Source organism: Streptomyces sp. NPDC085460 (assembly GCF_044541975.1).
In the GTDB taxonomy this organism is placed as follows: domain Bacteria; phylum Actinomycetota; class Actinomycetes; order Streptomycetales; family Streptomycetaceae; genus Streptomyces.
On sequence record NZ_JBITTO010000012.1, the window covers coordinates 16,818 to 35,551 of the forward strand.

Consider the following 18,734-nt stretch of genomic DNA (forward strand, 5'->3'; position numbering starts at 1 on the left):
ACCCGTGACTATTCGCCTGTACGACACCAACGCCCGGCAGATCCGTGACTTCACCCCGCTCACGCCGGGCTGCGTCTCGATCTACCTCTGTGGCGCCACCGTCCAGGCGGCCCCGCACATCGGGCACATCCGGTCGGGGCTGAACTTCGACATCATGCGCCGCTGGTTCGCGTACCGCGGCTACGACGTCACCTTCATCCGCAACGTCACCGACATCGACGACAAGATCATCACCAAGGGCAGGGACCAGGACCGCCCCTGGTGGTCCATCGGCTACGAGAACGAGCGCGCCTTCAACGCCGGCTACGACGCCCTGGGCTGCCTCCCGCCCACGTACGAGCCCCGCGCCACCGGCCACGTGCCCGAGATGATCGAGATGATGCGCGGCCTCATCGAGCGCGGCCACGCCTACGAGGCCGACGGCAGCGTCTACTTCGACGTCCGCTCCTTCCCCGGCTACCTGGAGCTCTCCAACCAGGACCTGGACGACCTCCGCCAGCCCGACGAGGGCGTCTCCGGCAAGCGCGACCCCCGCGACTTCGCCATGTGGAAGGCGACCAAGCCCGGCGAGCCCGACTGGGAGACCCCGTGGGGCCGCGGCCGCCCCGGCTGGCACCTGGAGTGCTCGGCCATGGCCCACAAGTACCTCGGCTCCGCCTTCGACATCCACGGCGGCGGCCTCGACCTGATCTTCCCCCACCACGAGAACGAGATCGCCCAGGCCAAGGCGTTCGGCGACGAGTTCGCCCGTTACTGGGTCCACAACGCGTGGGTCACCATGAGCGGCGAGAAGATGTCGAAGTCGCTCGGCAACTCCGTCCTCGTCTCGGAGATGGTCAAGAACTGGCGCCCCATCGTCCTCCGCTACTACCTGGGCACCCCGCACTACCGCTCGATGATCGAGTACAGCGAGGAGTCCCTGCGCGAGGCCGAGGCCGCCTTCGCCCGCATCGAGGGCTTCGTCCAGCGCGCCACCGAGAAGGCCGGCCGGACCGTCCCGCCCGCCGCCGAGGTGCCCCCGGCCTTCGCCGAGGCCATGGACGACGACCTCGGCGTCCCGCACGCCCTCGCGATCATCCACACCACCGTCCGGCAGGGCAACAGCGCGCTGGGCGCCGACGACAAGGACGAGGCCATCGCCCGCCTCGCCGAGGTCCGCGCCATGCTCGGCGTCCTCGGACTCGACCCCCTCGACCCCCAGTGGGCCGACGGGTCCGGCGGCGGCGAGGAACTCCACGGCGTCGTCGACACCCTCGTCCGCCTCGTCCTCCAGCAGCGCGAGGCCGCCCGCGAGCGCAAGGACTGGGGCACCGCCGACGCGATCCGCGACCAGCTCACCCAGTCCGGCCTGGTCGTCGAGGACAGCCCCGACGGCCCCCGCTGGACCATCGCCAACCGATAGAACGCCGAAGACGTGCCGCCCGGACCCCCGGGCGGCACACTTCACATACAGACTTCTGTACGCAGTCAGTTAGAGGAACAGGTAGCAGTCATGGCCGGGAACAGCCAGCGCAGGGGACGTCGTACGTCGAACAAGAAGGGTGCGACGGTCGGCAGCGGTGGCAAGCGACGCCGCGGCCTGGAAGGCAAGGGTCCGACGCCGAAGGCCGAGGACCGCAAGGGCCACAAGGCGTTCCGCGTCTCCAACGCGATGGCCAGGAACGCGGCCAAGCGCAAGCCCGTCGCCCGCCGCGGCGGCAAGGGCCAGGCCGAGATGGTCGTCGGCCGCAACCCCGTCTTCGAGGCGCTGCGCGACGGCGTGCCCGCCACCACCCTCTACGTCCAGCAGTTCATCGACAACGACGAGCGCGTGCGCGAGGCCCTCAACCTCGCCACCGGCCGCGGCAACATCAACATCATGGAGGCGCCGCGCCCCGAGCTCGACCGGATGACGAACGGCCTCAACCACCAGGGCCTCGTCCTCCAGGTCCCGCCGTACGAGTACGCGCACCCCGAGGACCTCGCCGCGGCCGCCTACGACGAGCACGAGGACCCGCTCATCGTCGCCCTCGACGGCGTCACCGACCCGCGCAACCTCGGCGCGATCGTCCGCTCCGTCTCCGCCTTCGGCGGTCACGGCGTCGTCGTCCCCGAGCGCCGCGCCGCCGGCATGACCGCCGGCGCCTGGAAGACCTCCGCCGGCACCGCCGCCCGCACCCCGGTGGCCCGCGCCACCAACCTCACCCGGTGCCTCCAGGAGTACCAGAAGGCGGGCCTGACCGTCGTCGGCCTGGCCGCCGACGGCGAGGCCGAGGTGCACGAGCTGGAGGCCCTCGAAGGCCCCGTCGTCATCGTCGTCGGCTCCGAGGGCAAGGGCCTCTCCCGCCTCGTCGGCGAGACCTGCGACATCCTCGTCCGCATCCCGATGCCCGGCGGCGCCGAGTCCCTCAACGCCGGCGTCGCCGCCGGCGTCGTCCTCTACGAGGCCGCCCGCCGCCGCATGGCCTGACCCGCCTCCCCCGTACGGGCTGACCCGCACGGGGGACGCACCCCGGCCGTGATCTTGACGGACCTCGGACATTCCGAGCATGTCAAGGCAGTGTCCTAACCGCGCGTCACTCGGTTAGATGAGTGTGGACACCAGAACGCCCCGGCCGGGGTTCGACGACCAGCCCGCGCTGAGCATGGTCAAAGTGGATTCCGATCCCGCCCAGGTGATCGTGAACCACGCCAGCTTCCGTGTGCGGCTCGCGCCGGCCCAGCAGCCGAAGTTCGCCGCGAACCCCCGCGTGGCCGCCCTCTCCGGCGCCGGCGGCGCGGGGGCGCCGCGCCGCCGACCCGTCGTGTGGACCGGGAAGGCCACACCGGGCGCGACCGGACTCCTCCAGGCCGTGCGCGAGTCCTCGGGCCCCGCCGTCTCCACCCTGGAGCCGGCCACCCAGACCATCCCCCGCATCGACGACACGATGCCCACCCCCGTCGTGCCGGCCGAGGCCGCCGCGCCCATCCTGCCGCCCATGCGGCGGGCCGAGGGCGCCTACGACGACGTGTACGAGCTGCGGCCCGAGCCCGAGGCGTACGACGAGGCCCGCCAGGCCCCCCAGCGGCCCGGCACCGACCCCGTCCGCCACGCCTACTACCCGGGCCGGCGGATGAACCTCGGCGTGGTGCTCCTCCCGCTCCGCGTCTTCCTCGGCTTCATCTCCATCTACGCCGGCATGGGCAAGCTCTGCGACCCCGTCTACTTCGACGGCGGCGAGCGCGGCTCCATGGTCAAGTGGCTCACCCAGCTCCACCCCTGGCCGCTCGCCGAACCGCTGAGGGACTTCGCCCTCCAGCACCCCGTCGGCGCCGGACTCACCGTCGCCTTCCTCCAGGTCGTCGTCGGCGTCCTCACCGTCCTCGGCCTCTGGCAGCGCGTCGCCGCCGTCGTCGGCGCCCTCCTGTCCGCCGCCCTCATCCTCACCGTGAGCTGGCGGACCGTCCCCGTCTACGACGCGCCCGACATCATCTACCTGGCCGCCTGGTCCCCGCTGATCATCGCCGGCGCCCCCGTCTACTCCCTCGACGGACGGATCGCCGGCGAGGCGTGGCGGACCCTCGGGCCGCGCGCCGAACTGTGGGAGCTGCGCCGCCGGGTGATGCGCCGCTCGCTCCTCTTCGCCTCCGTCGTCGTCGGCCTCACCCTGCTGGTCGGCTCCGTCCTCGGCGGCGCCGTCCGCTCCACCGAGATGGTGACCGTCCCCGGACCGAACGACGACCCGATCAACCACCTGCCCGGTCAGCCGCTGCCCACCGAGACCGAGGGCCGCCGCGCCCCGTCCGAGTCGCCCCGCGGCGAGCGCACCGAGCCGGCCGCGCCGACCACGGCCGAGGCGCGCGAGGAGGAGAAGACCCGGGAGGCCACCCAGGAGGCCACCCGGCCGACCGAGACCGGCTCCGGCACCTCCTCCGCCCCGGCGCGGGAGACCAGCCGGCCGACCGCCACCGACGGCACCGGCGGCACCGGCAGCAGCGCCCCCACCCGGTCCGAGCCCGCCCCGCCGCCCGCCACCAGCGACAGCCCCAGCGCCACCGGCACCGGCGGCGGCTCCTCCTCCTCGTCCGGCGGCGGCTCCTCCACCGGCACGCCCAGCCAGGAGACGCCGACCCAGGAGGCCACCACCGGCGGTGGCGGCGAGGCCCCGCGCAACCCGATCGGCGGCCTGCTCGGCTGAGCCCGGAGCCGTACGCGTACGACAGAGGCGGCGCCGTCCCCCGAAGGACGGTGCCGCCTCTTCTCGTGCCCGGCGTTCAGAGCCCCTGCGCGGCGAGCTCCTTCGCGGCCTCCGTCAGGTCCTTCGCCGTGTCGATGGCCCGCCAGTACGCCCCCTGGGGCAGCGGGAAGCCGGCCAGGCGCCGCTCCCGGGCGAGACGCGGGAAGGTGGTCCGCTCGTGGTCGCCCAGGTCGGGCAGGAGCTCGGTGAAGGCGGGGGAGAAGACGTACACGCCGGCGTTGATGAGGAACGGCGACGGCGGCGCCTCGACGAAGTCGGTGATGTGGCCGAACGTGTCGGTCTCGACGGCGCCCCACGGGATCCGGGGACGGGCCAGGGCCAGGGTGGCGGTGGCGTCCCGCTCGTCGTGGAAGGCGGCCATCTCGCGCAGCGAGAAACGGGTCCAGATGTCGCCGTTGGTGGCGTACCAGGGCCGGTCCGGCGCGGGCAGACGCGCGGCGGCGTACTTGAGGCCGCCGCCCCGGCCCAGCGGCTCGGTCTCCACGACCGTGGTCACCTTGAGCGGGAGGTCGGCCCCCTCCAGCCACTCCTGGAGGACTTCGGCGAGGTGCCCGCAGGAGACGACGGCGTCGGTCACGCCCTCGGCGGCCAGCCAGGAAAGCTGATGGCCGATGATCGGGGTCCCGGTGCCCGGGATCTCGACCATCGGCTTGGGGCGGTCGTCGGTGTAGGGGCGCAGGCGCGAGCCCTGGCCGCCCGCCAGGACCACGGCCTGCGTCGGAGTGGTGTGCATACGGGGAACGATAGGTGCCCCGCGGGCGCGGAGGCGGTGACGGCGCTCAGCCCGTCGCGCGCATCACGCCGGTCGCGTACGCGGTGTCGCAGACCGGCCGGGAGAACGCCTGGGCGCGGGCCGGGCCGTAGTGCTCGACGGCGGCGCGGCCGAGGGCGCGGGCGATCGACACGCAGTGCTCGGCGAGAGAGGGGCGGTGCTCCACCTCGCGCTGGAGGTGGGTGAGGGCGACGCCCGGGTCCTTCTCCTGGAGCTCGGCGAGGAGCCGGTCCCGCAGGACGTCCTGCGGGGCGCGGGACTTCGCGCGGGTGGAGACGTCCGCGGCGGAGGCGGTGAGCATCTGGCCTTCGGGGTCCTGGCCGGCCCACGGGACGGCGGACACCGCGAGCGTTCCCGACAGGACCAGGACGACGGGCAGGACGAGGGCGAGGGAGCGGCCGATTCGGCGGGCAGTGTGCGTCACACCGGCGAGCGTAGCGGCCGGTAGTGATATGGCGACATTTAGTCACTCTCGCGAGGGATGGTTCGACGCGCCTTTTCGAATCCCGTGTTGACGCGGGGCGGTGGGGAGGGCCCCGAATGCCGGGGTTTTCGGGGGTAAGCCCGTTTAAACGAACGACCCCGCATCCGCAAGGGATACGGGGCCGTTCGCCACGGACCGTTTCAGGTCGCGGTCACTCGCTGATGCGGAGCTCCGTCGACTTGGAGAAGACGTGCAGCTCGCCGGCGCGCGGGACGACGTGCAGCGTGGAGCCCTTCGAGGGGATCTCGCGGCCGCCGACGCGGATGACGATGTCCTTGTCCTCGCCGCCGACGCGGGTGGAGCCGTAGACGAAGCCGTCGGAGCCGAGCTCCTCGACGACGTTGACCGTCACGGCCACGCCGTCCTTGCTCGTCGGGCCCGAGACGTCGAAGTGCTCCGGGCGGACGCCGACGACCACGGTGGTGTCGCCGTTGGCGGCGGCGGTGGCGAGCGCGTCGCGGGAGACCGGGACGATGCTGTTGCCGAACTTCACGCCGCCCTCGGTGATCGGGACCTCGATCAGGTTCATGGCCGGGGAGCCGATGAAGCCGGCGACGAAGAGGTTGGCGGGCTTGTCGTACATGTTGCGCGGGGTGTCGACCTGCTGGAGCAGACCGTCCTTCAGCACGGCGACGCGGTCGCCCATGGTGAGGGCCTCGGTCTGGTCGTGGGTGACGTAGACCGTGGTGATGCCGAGGCGGCGCTGGAGGCCGGCGATCTGCGTACGGGTCGAGACGCGGAGCTTGGCGTCGAGGTTCGACAGCGGCTCGTCCATGAGGAAGACCTGCGGCTCGCGCACGATCGCGCGGCCCATGGCGACACGCTGGCGCTGACCGCCGGAGAGTGCCTTCGGCTTGCGGTCGAGGTACTGGGTGAGGTCGAGGATCTTCGCGGCCTCTTCGACCTTGGCGCGGATCTCGCTCTTGTTGACGCCGGCGATCTTGAGCGCGAAGCCCATGTTGTCGGCGACGGTCATGTGCGGGTACAGCGCGTAGTTCTGGAACACCATGGCGATGTCCCGGTCCTTCGGCGGCAGGTGGGTGACGTCGCGGTCCCCGATGCGGATGGCGCCCGCGTTCACGTCCTCCAGGCCGGCCAGCATGCGCAGCGAGGTCGACTTGCCGCAGCCCGAGGGGCCGACGAGGACGAGGAACTCGCCGTCGCCGATCTCGATGTCGAGCTGGTCGACGGAGGGGGTCTTGGCGCCGGGGTAGATCCGGGTCGCCTTGTCGAAGGTGACAGAAGCCATGGTGATAGATCCCTTCACCGGCAGGAACGTGCCGGACGATCCGAGTGGAAGGAAGGATGGGTCTAGTCCACCTGGGTGAACTTTTCCCGACGCTACCTTGGCGGCGTCCGGTCTGTCAGTAGTCGCAGGCGAGGAGATTTCCGAGCCCGTGAACTTCCTCGTGAGGCGTCGGCGCCGCTGTGTAGAGTGGGGCTACTCGCGCGTGGGAGCGCGCGTGTGCCTCCTTAGCTCAGTCCGGCCAGAGCAACGCACTTGTAATGCGTAGGTCGTCGGTTCGAATCCGACAGGGGGCTCCGCTGAACTTGTGTCCCGGACCAGGCTGGTCCGGGACACTTGTGCGTTACGGGGGCGTGTACGCGGTGTGGGGTTTCTCCGGGGAGGGGTGCGGTCGATGGGTCGGCGTTCCGGTGGGCTGATCGGGATCTGGGCCGAGCAGCAGCGGGTGGCGCAGCGGGAGCGGGAGGGGCAGCAGCAGGCGTTGCTGCGGCAGCAGCGGGACGCGGAGCGGGCGCGGCTCGCGCACGAGCGGGACGTGTCGCGGATGCAGCGGGAGCAGCGGGCGGCGTACCGGCGGCACCGGGACGCGGACGCGCTGCGGCGGACGCGGGAGATCGACGAGCGGGTCGCGGTCCTCGAGGGGTTGCTGGCGGCGGGGTGCCGGGCGCCGGCGTTCCGGGTGGAGTCGTTGCGGCGGGCCGAGGAGGTGGAGCCGTTCGCGCCGGGGCCGCTGGGGCAGCCGGTGGCGATGCCCGACCAGCGGTCGTACCACGGGTTCGGCGGCGGTGGCCGGGCGCGGTTCGAGCAGGACTGGTACGCGGCGCAGGCGGCCGAGGCGCGCCGGCTGGAGTCGCTGGCCGCGTACCGGAGGGAGTACGACACCTGGGCGGCGGCCCGGATCGCCGAGATCCGGGAGTACAACCGGGGGGTGGCCGGGACGGCCGGGGCGCTGTCGGGCGGTGAGCCCGAGACGGTCGTCGAGTACTTCTCCGCGGTGCTCTTCGCGTCGGGTGCCTGGCCGGAGGGGTTTCCGCGCGAGGTGTCGGCGGCGTACGACCGGGGTGGGCGGGGGTTCGTCCTGGACTGGGGGCTGCCCGGGTACGAGGTCGTGCCCGAGGCGAAGGGGGTCAAGTACCTGCCGAGCACCGACCAGGACAAGGAGGTGCCCCGGCCGGTGACGCAGCGGCGGGCGCTGTACCGGGGGGTGCTCGCGCAGAGCGCGCTGCTCGCGGTGCGGGAGCTGTTCGCCGCCGACCGTTTCGGGGCGCTGGAGTCGGTGGCGCTCAACGGGTACGTGGGCGGGGTCGACCCGGCGACGGGGCTGGAGTCCCGGGTGTGCGTGGTGTCGGTGGTGGTGGGGCGGGAGGAGTTCGGGCGGCTCAATCTGGAGCTGGTCGACGCGGTGGAGTGTCTGACGGGGGCGCTCGGCGGGCGGCTTTCGGGGAAGCCGGAGGAGCGGGTGGCGGTGGTGCCGCTGCGCTCTCCCGACCAGGTCGGGTCGGAGGTCGTCGTCCAGGGGGACGGCGAGGAGCCCGATCTGCTGTCGATGGATCCGATCGCCTTCGAGGGGCTGGTCGCGGAGTTGTTCCGGGCGCGGGGTCTTCAGGCGGTGACGACGCGGCGGTCGAACGACGGCGGTGTGGACGTCGAGGCGCTGGATCCGGATCCGATCAGCGGCGGGTCGATCGTGGTGCAGGTGAAGCGGTACCGGAACACGGTGCCGCCGAGTGCGGTGCGTGATCTGTTCGGGACGGTGCAGGGGGCGGGGGCCAACAAGGGGGTGCTGGTCACGACGTCGAAGTTCGGCCCCGGTTCGTACGCCTTCGCCGACGGCAAGCCGCTGACGCTGATATCCGGTACGGAGCTGGTGGAGCTGCTGCACCGGCACGGGTTGCGGGGGCGTCTCGGGGCCGGGGGTCCGGCGCCGGAGTCGGTGCGGGTGGAGCCGTCCGTGGAGGCGGACGAGGACTTCAACGTGCTGGGCATGGTGTGGTCGGGGGCGGTCGCGCTGGACGTGTGCGCGCTGGTGTGCGCGGGGAGCAGGGTCCTGGCGGACGACTGGTTCGTCTTCTACAACAACGCGTCGACGCCGGACGGTTCGGTGGCGATGGTGGCGGCGCCCGCCGGGGACCGGGCGGCGGTGCGGGTCGGGTTCGAGGCGCTGCCCGCGGCGGCGGACCGGCTCGTGCTGGTGGCGGCGATCGATCCCGAGGCGAATCCGGACGCGGATCTGGCGGGTTTCGTGGACGCGGGGATCGTGCTGCGGGACGACGCGGGGGCGGAGCTGGACCGGCTGGTGGTGTCGGACGGGCGGCCGGGGGAGACGGCGCTGGTGCTGGGGTCGTTCCGGCGGAGGTCCGGCGGGGACTGGGACTTCGTGGTGGGCGGCAAGGGGTACCGGGGAGGGCTGGCCGAGCTGGTGGGTGATTTCGGGATCGATGTGGCGTGAGGGGGAGGGGCCGGGCGGGTCTCCCGCCCGGCCGGGCACCCCTGGTGGCGGGGCGCGGTGTTCCTCGCGGTACGGTGCGGCGCGCACCCAGGGGGGGTGCGGTTTCGCGATGAAGGACTGATCGCTTGCGCAGAACCATTGCTCTTGGGGGTACGGCCGCGCTGCTGGTGGCCGGGCTGGTGTCGGGGGCGTCGACGGCGTCCGCCGATGATTTCTACCCCATGTTCGACATCGAGGACCGGGTGATCCAGCCGGGAGGCTGGCCCGCGGAGGTGAATCCCAACGGCGTCTCGTACGACGACGAGGGGTTCGACGGCACCCTGGTGTACGCCTTCAGCAAGGCGCCGCTGACCGACCCGACGTGGGCCCAGGGCGGCCTTCCGGCCGGGGTCTCGGTCGAGGCCGAGAACTGCCAGGCGCGGGCGGGGACGGTCGGTGTCTACACCTGCCCCGTCTCGGACGAGGATTCCTACCCGGGGATCGACGTCCACGCGGCGGAGGGGACTCCGAACAACACGACGGTGCACTACGGCTTCGTCTACGTCCCGCGCGGCGGCGACCTGGCGGCGGCCGCGAAGGCGGCGCAGACGGTCGACCTGAAGCTGGAGGACGGCCGCCACGCCGCCCGTACGGTCACCGTGAAGACGGTGGAGCACGTGGCCCAGAACACGATCCAGCTGACCACCCCGCCGGTGGCCGTCGGCACGACGGTGACGCACACGGCGAAGGTGCACGCGGTGGACAAGGGCCGGCTCGCGGTCTTCCTGGAGCCGGGCGAGGGCATGCGGCACTGGGAGGAGGGCGAGCTCAAGGTCGGGGTCACCGGTGTCCGGCAGAGCTCCGGGACCACCGAGTGCGAGGTCACCAAGGAGTACCTCTCGCCCGGCGGCGTCTCGTGCGAGATCGACCCGGGTGCGGAGGGGCCGGTCGACGTCCTCGTCTCGTACACGGTGAAGGCGGATCCGTCCGCCGCCGCGTGGAAGCTCAACACCGGTGCGGTGTACGAGGTGTTCAGCGACGGGGACAACCCGCAGACCTGGAGCGAGTTCGCGGTCCAGAGCTCTCGTCCGGTGCCGACGCACTACGCGATGGTGTCCCGGGACAAGAGCGGGCTGCTGCACTGGCACCCCGGTACGGGCCGCGCGACCAAGCCGTTCCGTGAGTGGACGGAGACGGTCGGGCGGGGCTGGGGCATCTACAACGCCGTCACCAAGCTCGCGCCGATCACGAGCGAGGCCGCCGGCGGCGGTGTCGTCGCCCGTGACGCCTCCGGTGTCCTGTGGAGCTACCGGACCACGGGCCTTTCGTACGAGCCGCTCTCCACGCGCGTGCGGGTCGGCAGCGGCTGGGGGATCTACAACCAGCTCGTCGGCGTCGGTGACGTGAGCGGCGACGGGCGGCCGGACATGATCGGTCGTGACGCGTCGGGCGTGCTGTGGCTGTACAAGGGCACGACGAGCGCGACGGCGCCGTTCGCGACGCGGCTGCGGGTCGGCGGTGGCTGGGGGATCTACAACCAGTTCACCGGGGCCGGTGACCTGACCGGCGACGGCCGGGCGGATCTGGTCGCCCGGGACGCGGCCGGTGTGCTGTGGCTCTACCCGGCGACCGGCAAGGCCGAGATGCCGTACGCGGCGCGGGTCCGGGTCGGTTCCGGCTGGCAGGGGTACCCGCTGATGTCGTCGCCCGGTGACCTGACCGATGACGGCCGGGCGGATCTGGTCGCGCGGGACGCGGCCGGGAACGCGTACCTGTACCAGGGCACGGGCAAGGCCGCGGCGCCGTACTCGGGGCGGGTGAAGATCTCGCTGGGCGAGGTTCCGGCCTCGCTGAACGCGCTGTTCTGATCCTGAGTTCTGACCCTCAGGTGTGAGAAGGCCCCGGTCCCGTGAGGGGGCCGGGGCCTTCGTCGTGCGTCAGCGGCCGGCGATGCGGTTGGCCCAGGTGGCGACGCGGTCCGTGGTGGCGGTGTGGGTGGTGGTCTCGCGGTGGTCGGCGCCGCGGAAGGCGGCGTACATGGTCTGGACGCCGAGCCAGCGGAACGGTTCGGGCTCCCACTTGCGGACCTTGTGGTCGACCCAGGGGAGGGTGGTGAGGTCGGTGGCGCCGGACTGGCCGGAGTCCCGCAGGATCAGGTCGCGCAGCGTGCGGGCGGCGAGGTTGGTGGTGGCGACGCCGGAGCCGACGTAGCCGCCGGCCCAGCCGATGCCGGTGGTGCGGTCGAGGGTGACGGTGGCGCACCAGTCGCGGGGGACGCCGAGGACGCCGGACCAGGCGTGGGCGATGCCGACGCCGGCGAGCTGGGGGAAGAAGCGGACGAGGAGGTCGTGGAGGGCCCGGACGGTCTGCGGCTGGGTGCGGCCGTCGTTGTCGGTCTTCGAGCCGTAGCGGTAGGGGACGCCCCGGCCGCCGAGGGCGATGCGGCCGTCGGCGGTGCGCTGGGCGTACATGTAGGCGTGGGCCATGTCGCCGAGGGTCTCCAGGCCGTTCCAGCCGATGGAGTCCCACTGGGCGTCGGTGAGCGGCTCGGTGGCGATCATGGAGGAGTTCATGGGGAGCCAGGTGCGGCGCTGGCCGGCGAGGGAGGCGGTGAAGCCTTCGGTGCAGCGGAGCACGTACGGGGCGCGGACGGTGCCGTAGGGGGTGACGGCGTGCTTCGGCCTGATCTCGGTGACCGGGGTCGATTCGTGGATCGTCACGCCGAGGGCCTCGACGGCGGCGCGCAGGCCGTGGACGAGTTTCACGGGGTGGAGGCGGGCGCCGTGGGGGGTCCAGGAGGAGCCGACGGCGCCGGCGACGCGGATGCGTTCGGCGGTCTCGCGGGCGCCGTGGATCTCGCGGTCGGTCTCGCCGAAGGCGTGCTCGACGGCGTGGAACTCCTTGAGGCGGGCGAGCTGGGCGGGGGAGAGGGCGACCTCCAGGACGCCGCCGCGGTGCTGGTCGGCGTCGATCTTCTCGGTGTCGAGCACGTCGAGGACTTCGGTGACGGTGGCGTTCATGGCCTGCTGGAGGCGGACGGCGGCGTCGTGGCCGTGCAGCTTGGCGTAGCGGTCGCGGCCAGCGATGCCGTTGTAGAGCCAGCCGCCGTTGCGGCCGGAGGCGCCGTAGCCGCAGAAGCGGGCCTCCAGGACGACGATGTCGAGGAAGGGCGCGGCCTTCTTCAGGTAGTAGGCGGTCCACAGGCCGGTGTAGCCGCCGCCGACGACGCAGACGTCGGCGGTGCGGTCGCCGGGCAGCGGTTCGCGGGGGTCGGGCAGGCCCTCCTGCGCGAACCAGAACGAGATGCCGCCGTTGACCGTGTCCCTGCCGCCCGTGCCGGTGCCGCCCGCGCTGCTCGTGCTGCTGTTCATCCCTGTCCTTCTTCCCGGTGCGTGGCGGGAGGGTACCGGGGGCGTTGGTCCCGTGGATACGGGTCTTTCGGCGGTCGGTGGCGGGTGGGGGCGCGCCTAGGTTCGGAGGTGCGGATTTCGTCGCTCCGGAAGGGGTTGTCCATGGCTGTGCGCGGGACCGGGCGCGCTGTCGCCGGTGTGGTCGCGGCGGGGCTCATCTGCCTTGCCGCCGTGGGGTGTTCGGCGGGTGACGGGGTGGCGCCGGGGCCGTCGGCGGCGGCGGGCGGGGTGGCGGCGGAGCACGCGGAGACGCTGAGCGTGCTGCCGTCGCGGGCGGAGCGTACGAAGATCGTCGTCGGTGACGCGCGGGCCCCGCACACGGTGACGGTGTTCGCGGACCCCCGCTGTCCGTACTGCGCGACGTTCGAGGCGAGCGGCGGCAGGGTGCTCACGGAGCGGGCGGCGCGGGGTGAGGTGAGGATCGAGTACGTCGTGGCCTCCTTCCTCGACGGGCGGACCGGTGGCACGGCGTCGGCGCGGGCGGCGAACGCGCTGCGGGCGGCGGCGGACGCGGGTCCGGGGAAGTTCGCCGCGTTCCAGGCGGAGCTGTTCGCGGCGCAGCCCGCGGGCGAGCCGCGGGACGCGTTCACCGCCGACCGGCTGCTGGCGATCGCGGACCGGGTGGAGGGGCTGCGGGGCGGCGCCTTCGACGCGGCGGTGCGGGGCGAGACGCACCGGGCGTGGGTGGCGGCGGCGGAGCGGGCGTTCCAGGACTCGGGCGTGGGCGGTACGCCGTCGGTGCTGGTGGACGGGAAGGCGCTGGACGCCGGGACCGGGCTGTACGACGCGGGGGAGTTCGGGCGGATATTGGACGGCGCGCTGGGGTGACGGGCCGTAGGGTCGGGGGGTGAGCCATGGACCGGTCGACATCCGCGTACCCGAGGAACTCGCCGCCTCCCAGGCGAAGTACAACGGCGAGGCGGGGCGGGCGTTCGTCGCCGCGCTGCCGGGGCGGGCCCGGGAGTTCCTGGACCGGTGGGGGCTGCGGCTCGACGGTCCCTCGCTGTACGGGGTGGCGTCGCTGGTGCTGCCGGTGGAGCGGGCGGACGGGACGCCGGCGGCGCTGAAGCTCCAGTTGCTCGACGAGGAGAGCGAGGGCGAGCCGGTCGCGCTGCGGGCGTGGGGCGGGGACGGAGTCGTGCGCCTGCTGGAGCACGATCCGGGGACGGGGACGATGCTGCTTGAACGGGCCGATCACCGGCGGCACCTGTCGCGGCTCGGGGACGAGCGGGAGGCGGTGCGGATCCTGGCGGGGCTGCTGGCACGCCTTTCGGACCGGCCGGCGCCGGCCGGGCTGCGACGGCTCGGTGACGTCGCGGCCGGGATGCTCGCGGAGGTGCCCGGTGCGGTGGCGCGGCTGGACGGCGGGGACGCGGCGCTGCTCGCGGACTGCGCGGCCGCCGTGCGGGAGGTGATCGGGGAGCCCGGTGACCGGCTGCTGCACTGGGATCTGCACTACGACAACGTGCTGGGCGCGGAGCGGGAGCCGTGGCTGGTGATCGATCCGAAGCCGCTCGCGGGCGATCCGGGCTTCGAGCTGCTGCCCGCGCTGACGGATCTGTGGAATCCGGATCCGGCGGAGATCCGGTGGCGCTTCGACCTGCTGACCGAGCGGCTGGGCCTGGACCGGGAGCGGGCGCTGGCGTGGACGCTGGGGCGGGTGCTGCAGAACGGACTGTGGGACGTGGAGGACGGCGAGCCGGGGCTGGACGAGGACCAGGTGGTCATCGCGCGGGCTCTGCTGGCACGCTGACCCCATGATCCGTATCGCCACCCCGGCCGATGTGCCGGTGATCCACACCCTGATCCGTGAGCTCGCGGAGTACGAGAAGGCGCTCGACGAGGTCCGGGCGACCGAGGAGCAGCTCCGGGAGGCGCTGTTCGGCGAGCGGCCCGCCGCCTTCGCGCACCTCGCGGAGGACGGGTCCGGAGAGCCGGTCGGCTTCGCGCTGTGGTTCCTCAGCTTCTCGACGTGGCGCGGGGTGCACGGCATCCACCTGGAGGACCTGTACGTCCGTCCGGAGGCGCGGGGCGGCGGTCACGGGAAGGCGCTGCTGACCGAGCTGGCGCGGATCTGCGCGGAGCGCGGCTACGAGCGCCTGGAGTGGTCGGTGCTGAACTGGAACAGGCCGTCGATCGACTTCTACGAGTCGCTGGGCGCCCGCCCGCAGGACGAGTGGTCGGTGTACCGGCTGACGGACGGGGCCCTGGCGGCGCTGGGCGCCCCCGCGACGGTGTAGGAAGTCCTCATGTGCAACGACCACAGCGATCACGGTGACGACATGGGCGCCGAGGCCCGTTTCCGGCGGATCACCGATTTCATCGAGGCCCGGCTGACCCCGCTCTTCGACCCCGCGAACGGCAGCGACCACGGCTTCGGGATGGACGACACCTCCCGCGCCCTGCGCGCGCTGCGCTACACGGTGCAGGCCGCCTCACAGGTCTCGGGCCTGGTGGAGAAGCGGGAGACGGCGCCGGAGCTGCGCCAGGTGGTGGAGCAGGCGCTGGAGCACAACTGGGACGTGCTGCGCTCCATCGCCCGGATGTGGGAGGACCACGAGGAGTTCCGCAAGGAGTTCAAGGCGCACTCCTGGGACGTGCTCGGCGTCTGAGCCCCTGTCAGGGAACCAGTACCACCTTGCCCATCGTGCCCCGGGTCTCCAGGGCGCGGTGGGCTTTCGCCGCTTCGGCGAGGGGGAAGCGGTGGACAGCGGGGCGGAGGGTGCCGTCGGCGGCGGCGGCGAGGGCGGCGAGTTCGAGGGCGCGGACGTCGCCGCCGGCCTTCTGGATCATGACGGGGCCGAGGACGGAGCCGGAGGTGATGCCGCGGGCGGTGAGTTCCTCCTCGGTGAAGGTGAGGGGTTCGCCGTCGTGGAGTCCGGTGCTGGACCAGCCGAAGACGAGGTGCTGTCCGCCCTTGCCGAGGAGGTCGACGGCGGCGCGTCCGGTGGCGCCGCCGACGGAGTCGAAGACGTGGGTGGCGGTGCGGTCGCCGAGGTGGGCGCGGACCTGCTCGGGCCAGTCGGGGCGGGTGTAGTCGACGGCGAGGTCGGCGCCGTTCTCGCGGACGCGGGCGGTCTTGGCGGGGCCGCCGGCGAGGCCGATGACGGTGGCGCCGGCGTTCTTGGCGTACTGGACGAGGAGGGTGCCGATGCCGCCGGCGGCGGCGGGGACGATGGCGACCGAGTCCGGGCCGAGCGCGGTGAACTGGAGGATGCCGAGGGTGGTGCGGCCGGTGCCGATCATGGCGACGGCCTCGGCGTCGCCGAGGTGGTCGGGGAGGGCGTGGAGGCGGGCGGCGTCGGTGACGGCGAGTTCGGCGTAGCCGCCGGGGTTCATGCCGAGGTGGGCGACGACGCGCTTGCCGAGCCATGCGGGGTCGGTGCCCTCGCCGACGGCGTCGACGGTGCCGGCGACCTCGCGGCCGGGGACGGTGGGGAGTGCGACGGGGGCGGGGAAGGGGCCGGGCGCGCCCTCGCGGAGGGCGGTGTCGAGGAGGTGGACGCCGGCGGCGGTGACGGCGATCCGGACCTGGCCGGGGCCGGGCACGGGGTCGGGGACCTCCTCGTGGGTGAGGTTCTCGGCGGGGCCGAAGGCGTGGAGGCGGATGGCGTGCATGACGGTTCCCCTGACGTCGTGGTGTGCGGGCTGACGCGCCAAGCCTCGTACCTCAAGCTTCCTTGAGGTCAAGGGCGGGTCGCGCGGTGCGGGACGGATTGTCAGTGGCGTGCGTCACGATGGGCGCATGAAGCGAACGACCAGGGAGCCCCGCCGGGTGGAGCTGCGGCTGCCGCCCCTGGAGCCGTACGAGGGCGGGCTCGGGCCCGACGGGGACTACGACGGCCTGGAGCTGGCCGGGCTCGATCTGACGGGCGCCTCGGGGGAGGGCGCGCGGTTCCTGGACTGCGCGGTGCGGGAGTGCGTGCTGGACGAGGCGCGGCTGACGGGCGCGCGGTTCCTGGACTCGCGCCTGGAGGCGGTACGGGGCGTGGGGACCGACCTGTCGCAGGCCCGGCTGCGGGACGCGGAGGTGGTGGGGGCGCGGTTCGGGGGGACGCGGATGTACGGCTCGGCGTGGGAGCGGGTGCTGGTCGGCGGCGGCAAGTGGGAGTACCCGAACCTGCGGGGGGCGACCCTGCGGGACGTGGTGTTCGAGGGGTGCGTCCTGGTGGAGCCGGACTTCGGCGGGGCGGTGCTGGAGCGGGTCGCGTTCGTGGACTGCGAGCTGGTCGGGGTGGACTTCTCCGGGGCGAAGCTGGCCGATGTGGACCTGCGCGGGGTGCGCCGGCTGGAGATCGCGCGCGGGGTGGAGTCCCTGGCGGGGGCGGTGGTCTCCTCGGCGCAGCTGCTCGACCTGGCGCCGGTGTTCGCGGCGCGCCTCGGGGTGCGGGTGGAGGACTGAGGGCCCGGAGGGATAAGGCCCGGGGGGCTATCGCAGGCGGGGGAAGCGGGCCTGGAGGTCCCAGACGGCCGGGTTGTCGGCCAGGCCCTCGTGCATGTCGGTGAGGTCGGCGATCAGGTCGTGGAGGAAGTCGCGGGCCTCGCGGCGGAGTTCGGCGTGGGAGAAGGTGAGCGGCGGTTCCTCGCCGGGCATCCAGTCGGCCTCGACGTCGACCCAGCCGAAGCGGCGCTCGAAGAGCATCCGGTCCGAGGACTCGGTGAAGTCGAGCTCGGCGTACTGGGGGCGGGAGGCGCGGCTGCCCTTCGGGTCCCGGTCGAGCTGTTCGACGATGTCGCAGAGCGCCCACGCGAAGTCGAGGACGGGCACCCATCCCCAGGCTGTGGACACCTCCCGGTCCTCCTTGGTGTCCGCGAGGTAGACGTCCCCGCAGAAGAGGTCGTGCCGCAGCGCGTGCACGTCCGCCCGCCGGTAGTCGGTCTGCGGGGGGTCGGGGAAGCGCCGGGAGAGGGAGTAGCCGATGTCGAGCACGCACCGATGGTGTCACGCCGCCGGAGCGTCAGGCGCGGTGGACCGCCCTCGCCACCCGGGGGCCCAGCCAGCGCTTGAGGCGGCGCAGGGCTTCGAGGCGCCCCGCGGCGCGGTCCACGCGGTAGTACAGCTGCGGTGGCACGTACGGCAGCAGCGGGGAGTGGCGCTGGCCGAGGAGGGCGAACATCCGCTCCGGCGGCAGGTTCATGTAGCGGGGCAGGTTCTCGTACCACTGGGCGCTGAGGCGGGCCGCGCTCTGCGCGGAGACGAGTTCGGCGCGGCGCCGCCTCCCGTAGGCCGCGAGGGCCGTGTCGAGGTCCCCCGGGTGGGTGCGGAGCGCGTCGGCGAGCGCGAGGGCGTCCTCCAGGGCGAGGGTGGTGCCGGCGCCGATCGAGTAGTGGGTGGTGTGGGCGGCGTCGCCGAGGAGGACGGTCCGGCCGTGGTGCCACGTCCGGGTGGTGAGGGTGCGGAAGCGGAGCCACTGGGCGGGTTCGGCGCCCCGGTCGCGGCCGATCAGCTCGTGGCCGTCGAGCAGGTCGTGGAAGAGCTTCTCCAGGAGCGCCAGGCAGTCGCCCTCGGCCATGGTGTCCAGGCCGAGGCCGGTCCAGGTGCCGGGGGCGCACTCGACGACGCAGGTGGAGCGCTCGCCGCTGAAGCCGTAGGCGTAGCTCCAGATCCAGCCGTGGTCGGTCTCCTTGAAGGCGAAGCTGAAGGAGTCGAAGACCTTGCTGGTGCCGAGCCAGATGTAGGGGTTGCGGCCGGTGGCGAAGGCGGCGCCGTGGTGCTCGGCACGGGCCTCGCGCAGCACGCTGTGGACGCCGTCGGCGGCCACGACCAGGTCGGCGCCGGCCAGCTCGGGCGCGTCCGGGCCGGCGATCGGGTGCTCGTACGCGACGTCGACGCCGAGTGCGGCGGCCCTCTCGGCGAGCAGGCCCAGCATGCGGCGGCGGCCGATGCCGAAACCGGCGTCGCCCCGGTGCACGGTCCGCTCGTCGCGGACGATGGCGAGCCCGTCGGTCCAGGTGACCGAGGCGTCGGCGACGGCGGCGGCCGACTCCGGGTCGCCGGCCCGCAGCTTGTCGAGGAGCCCGGCCCAGTAGGTGACGCCCCAGCCGTACGTGGAGCCGGCCGCGTTCCGCTCGTACACGGCGATCTCGTGCGACGGGTCCTGGCGCTTGAGCAGGATCGAGAGGTAGAGGCCGGCGGGCCCGCCACCGACGACGGCGATCTTCACACGTGCTCCCACG

General features: G+C 73.0%; 17 protein-coding genes and 1 tRNA gene. 11 read left to right on the top strand and 7 right to left on the bottom strand.

Annotated features, from left to right (window positions below; all coding sequences use genetic code 11):
* Positions 1-4: 4 nt before the first annotated feature.
* From cysS to ACIGHB_RS27875, 3 genes are all read left to right on the top strand, one after another.
* On the top strand, positions 5-1,402 hold the full coding sequence (gene cysS / locus ACIGHB_RS27865) for a cysteine--tRNA ligase (protein WP_360308327.1): 1,398 nt from the start codon (positions 5-7) through the stop codon (positions 1,400-1,402).
* A 90-nt stretch (positions 1,403-1,492) separates the two neighbouring features.
* Positions 1,493-2,449 (top strand): 23S rRNA (guanosine(2251)-2'-O)-methyltransferase RlmB, encoded by a 957-nt coding sequence (gene rlmB, locus ACIGHB_RS27870; protein ID WP_360308330.1) that lies wholly within the window; start codon positions 1,493-1,495, stop codon positions 2,447-2,449.
* A gap of 118 nt (positions 2,450-2,567) precedes the next feature.
* A complete protein-coding gene (locus ACIGHB_RS27875) occupies positions 2,568-4,157 on the top strand; it encodes a DoxX family membrane protein (protein ID WP_360308333.1) in 1,590 nt (529 codons plus the stop codon).
* Between the two features lie 76 nt (positions 4,158-4,233).
* Here the strand turns inward: ACIGHB_RS27875 and ACIGHB_RS27880 are convergent, their stop codons facing one another.
* The 3 genes from ACIGHB_RS27880 to ACIGHB_RS27890 form a co-directional block, all read right to left on the bottom strand.
* Positions 4,234-4,950: a nucleotidyltransferase family protein gene (locus ACIGHB_RS27880; RefSeq protein ID WP_360308336.1), complete on the bottom strand. Its 717-nt coding sequence runs from the start codon at positions 4,948-4,950 to the stop codon at positions 4,234-4,236.
* Between the two features lie 46 nt (positions 4,951-4,996).
* Positions 4,997-5,413, bottom strand: coding sequence for a hypothetical protein (locus tag ACIGHB_RS27885; RefSeq protein ID WP_360308339.1), 417 nt, complete (start codon positions 5,411-5,413; stop codon positions 4,997-4,999).
* Between the two features lie 211 nt (positions 5,414-5,624).
* Positions 5,625-6,722 carry a sn-glycerol-3-phosphate ABC transporter ATP-binding protein UgpC gene (locus tag ACIGHB_RS27890; protein WP_360308342.1) on the bottom strand — a complete coding sequence of 366 codons (1,098 nt, stop codon included), beginning with the start codon at positions 6,720-6,722 and terminating at the stop codon, positions 5,625-5,627.
* A 218-nt stretch (positions 6,723-6,940) separates the two neighbouring features.
* Between ACIGHB_RS27890 and ACIGHB_RS27895 the strand changes: the two genes are divergently transcribed.
* From ACIGHB_RS27895 to ACIGHB_RS27905, 3 genes are all read left to right on the top strand, one after another.
* Positions 6,941-7,015, top strand: a tRNA-Thr gene (locus ACIGHB_RS27895).
* Positions 7,016-7,113: 98 nt separating this feature from the next.
* The gene (locus ACIGHB_RS27900; RefSeq protein WP_399916713.1) at positions 7,114-9,168 is read left to right on the top strand and encodes a restriction endonuclease; all 2,055 of its coding nucleotides are present in this window, start codon (positions 7,114-7,116) and stop codon (positions 9,166-9,168) included.
* Positions 9,169-9,293: 125 nt separating this feature from the next.
* Complete coding sequence (locus tag ACIGHB_RS27905) at positions 9,294-11,015, top strand: FG-GAP repeat domain-containing protein (protein ID WP_399916715.1); 1,722 nt, start codon at positions 9,294-9,296, stop codon at positions 11,013-11,015.
* A 69-nt stretch (positions 11,016-11,084) separates the two neighbouring features.
* Here the strand turns inward: ACIGHB_RS27905 and ACIGHB_RS27910 are convergent, their stop codons facing one another.
* A complete protein-coding gene (locus ACIGHB_RS27910) occupies positions 11,085-12,518 on the bottom strand; it encodes an NAD(P)/FAD-dependent oxidoreductase (protein ID WP_399916717.1) in 1,434 nt (477 codons plus the stop codon).
* A 141-nt stretch (positions 12,519-12,659) separates the two neighbouring features.
* Between ACIGHB_RS27910 and ACIGHB_RS27915 the strand changes: the two genes are divergently transcribed.
* The 4 genes from ACIGHB_RS27915 to ACIGHB_RS27930 are packed head-to-tail and all read left to right on the top strand — an operon-like array spanning position 12,660 to position 15,169.
* Positions 12,660-13,385: a DsbA family protein gene (locus ACIGHB_RS27915; protein ID WP_399916719.1), complete on the top strand. Its 726-nt coding sequence runs from the start codon at positions 12,660-12,662 to the stop codon at positions 13,383-13,385.
* A gap of 40 nt (positions 13,386-13,425) precedes the next feature.
* Positions 13,426-14,310, top strand: coding sequence for an aminoglycoside phosphotransferase family protein (locus ACIGHB_RS27920; protein WP_399916913.1), 885 nt, complete (start codon positions 13,426-13,428; stop codon positions 14,308-14,310).
* A 4-nt stretch (positions 14,311-14,314) separates the two neighbouring features.
* The gene (locus ACIGHB_RS27925) at positions 14,315-14,797 is read left to right on the top strand and encodes a GNAT family N-acetyltransferase (RefSeq protein ID WP_360308360.1); all 483 of its coding nucleotides are present in this window, start codon (positions 14,315-14,317) and stop codon (positions 14,795-14,797) included.
* A gap of 9 nt (positions 14,798-14,806) precedes the next feature.
* A complete protein-coding gene (locus ACIGHB_RS27930) occupies positions 14,807-15,169 on the top strand; it encodes a hypothetical protein (protein WP_360308363.1) in 363 nt (120 codons plus the stop codon).
* 7 nt (positions 15,170-15,176) lie between these two features.
* On the opposite strand, the gene ACIGHB_RS27935 is transcribed toward ACIGHB_RS27930, so the two are convergent.
* Entirely contained in the window at positions 15,177-16,175 is a 999-nt protein-coding gene (locus ACIGHB_RS27935; RefSeq protein ID WP_360308366.1) for a zinc-binding dehydrogenase, read from the bottom strand.
* Between the two features lie 127 nt (positions 16,176-16,302).
* Here ACIGHB_RS27935 and ACIGHB_RS27940 point away from each other — a divergent pair, with 127 nt between their 5' ends.
* The gene (locus ACIGHB_RS27940; protein ID WP_399916722.1) at positions 16,303-16,959 is read left to right on the top strand and encodes a pentapeptide repeat-containing protein; all 657 of its coding nucleotides are present in this window, start codon (positions 16,303-16,305) and stop codon (positions 16,957-16,959) included.
* Between the two features lie 27 nt (positions 16,960-16,986).
* Here ACIGHB_RS27940 and ACIGHB_RS27945 read toward each other — a convergent pair whose 3' ends face one another.
* Together ACIGHB_RS27945 and ACIGHB_RS27950 are read right to left on the bottom strand one after the other, a co-directional pair.
* Complete coding sequence (locus ACIGHB_RS27945) at positions 16,987-17,487, bottom strand: hypothetical protein (protein ID WP_360308372.1); 501 nt, start codon at positions 17,485-17,487, stop codon at positions 16,987-16,989.
* A 28-nt stretch (positions 17,488-17,515) separates the two neighbouring features.
* Positions 17,516-18,721, bottom strand: coding sequence for an FAD-dependent monooxygenase (locus ACIGHB_RS27950; RefSeq protein WP_399916915.1), 1,206 nt, complete (start codon positions 18,719-18,721; stop codon positions 17,516-17,518).
* Positions 18,722-18,734 lie beyond the last annotated feature (13 nt).

Excerpts from the sequence above, each read along its gene's own strand:
- rlmB (WP_360308330.1), top strand. The coding sequence starts at position 1,493 with ATGGCCGGGAACAGCCAGCGCAGGGGACGTCGTACGTCGAACAAGAAG.
- ACIGHB_RS27875 (WP_360308333.1), top strand. The coding sequence starts at position 2,568 with ATGAGTGTGGACACCAGAACGCCCCGGCCGGGGTTCGACGACCAGCCC.
- ACIGHB_RS27880 (WP_360308336.1), bottom strand. The coding sequence starts at position 4,950 with ATGCACACCACTCCGACGCAGGCCGTGGTCCTGGCGGGCGGCCAGGGC.
- ACIGHB_RS27890 (WP_360308342.1), bottom strand. The coding sequence starts at position 6,722 with ATGGCTTCTGTCACCTTCGACAAGGCGACCCGGATCTACCCCGGCGCC.
- ACIGHB_RS27900 (WP_399916713.1), top strand. The coding sequence starts at position 7,114 with ATGGGTCGGCGTTCCGGTGGGCTGATCGGGATCTGGGCCGAGCAGCAG.
- ACIGHB_RS27910 (WP_399916717.1), bottom strand. The coding sequence starts at position 12,518 with ATGAACAGCAGCACGAGCAGCGCGGGCGGCACCGGCACGGGCGGCAGG.
- ACIGHB_RS27915 (WP_399916719.1), top strand. The coding sequence starts at position 12,660 with ATGGCTGTGCGCGGGACCGGGCGCGCTGTCGCCGGTGTGGTCGCGGCG.
- ACIGHB_RS27925 (WP_360308360.1), top strand. The coding sequence starts at position 14,315 with ATGATCCGTATCGCCACCCCGGCCGATGTGCCGGTGATCCACACCCTG.
- ACIGHB_RS27930 (WP_360308363.1), top strand. The coding sequence starts at position 14,807 with ATGTGCAACGACCACAGCGATCACGGTGACGACATGGGCGCCGAGGCC.
- ACIGHB_RS27935 (WP_360308366.1), bottom strand. The coding sequence starts at position 16,175 with ATGCACGCCATCCGCCTCCACGCCTTCGGCCCCGCCGAGAACCTCACC.
- ACIGHB_RS27940 (WP_399916722.1), top strand. The coding sequence starts at position 16,303 with ATGAAGCGAACGACCAGGGAGCCCCGCCGGGTGGAGCTGCGGCTGCCG.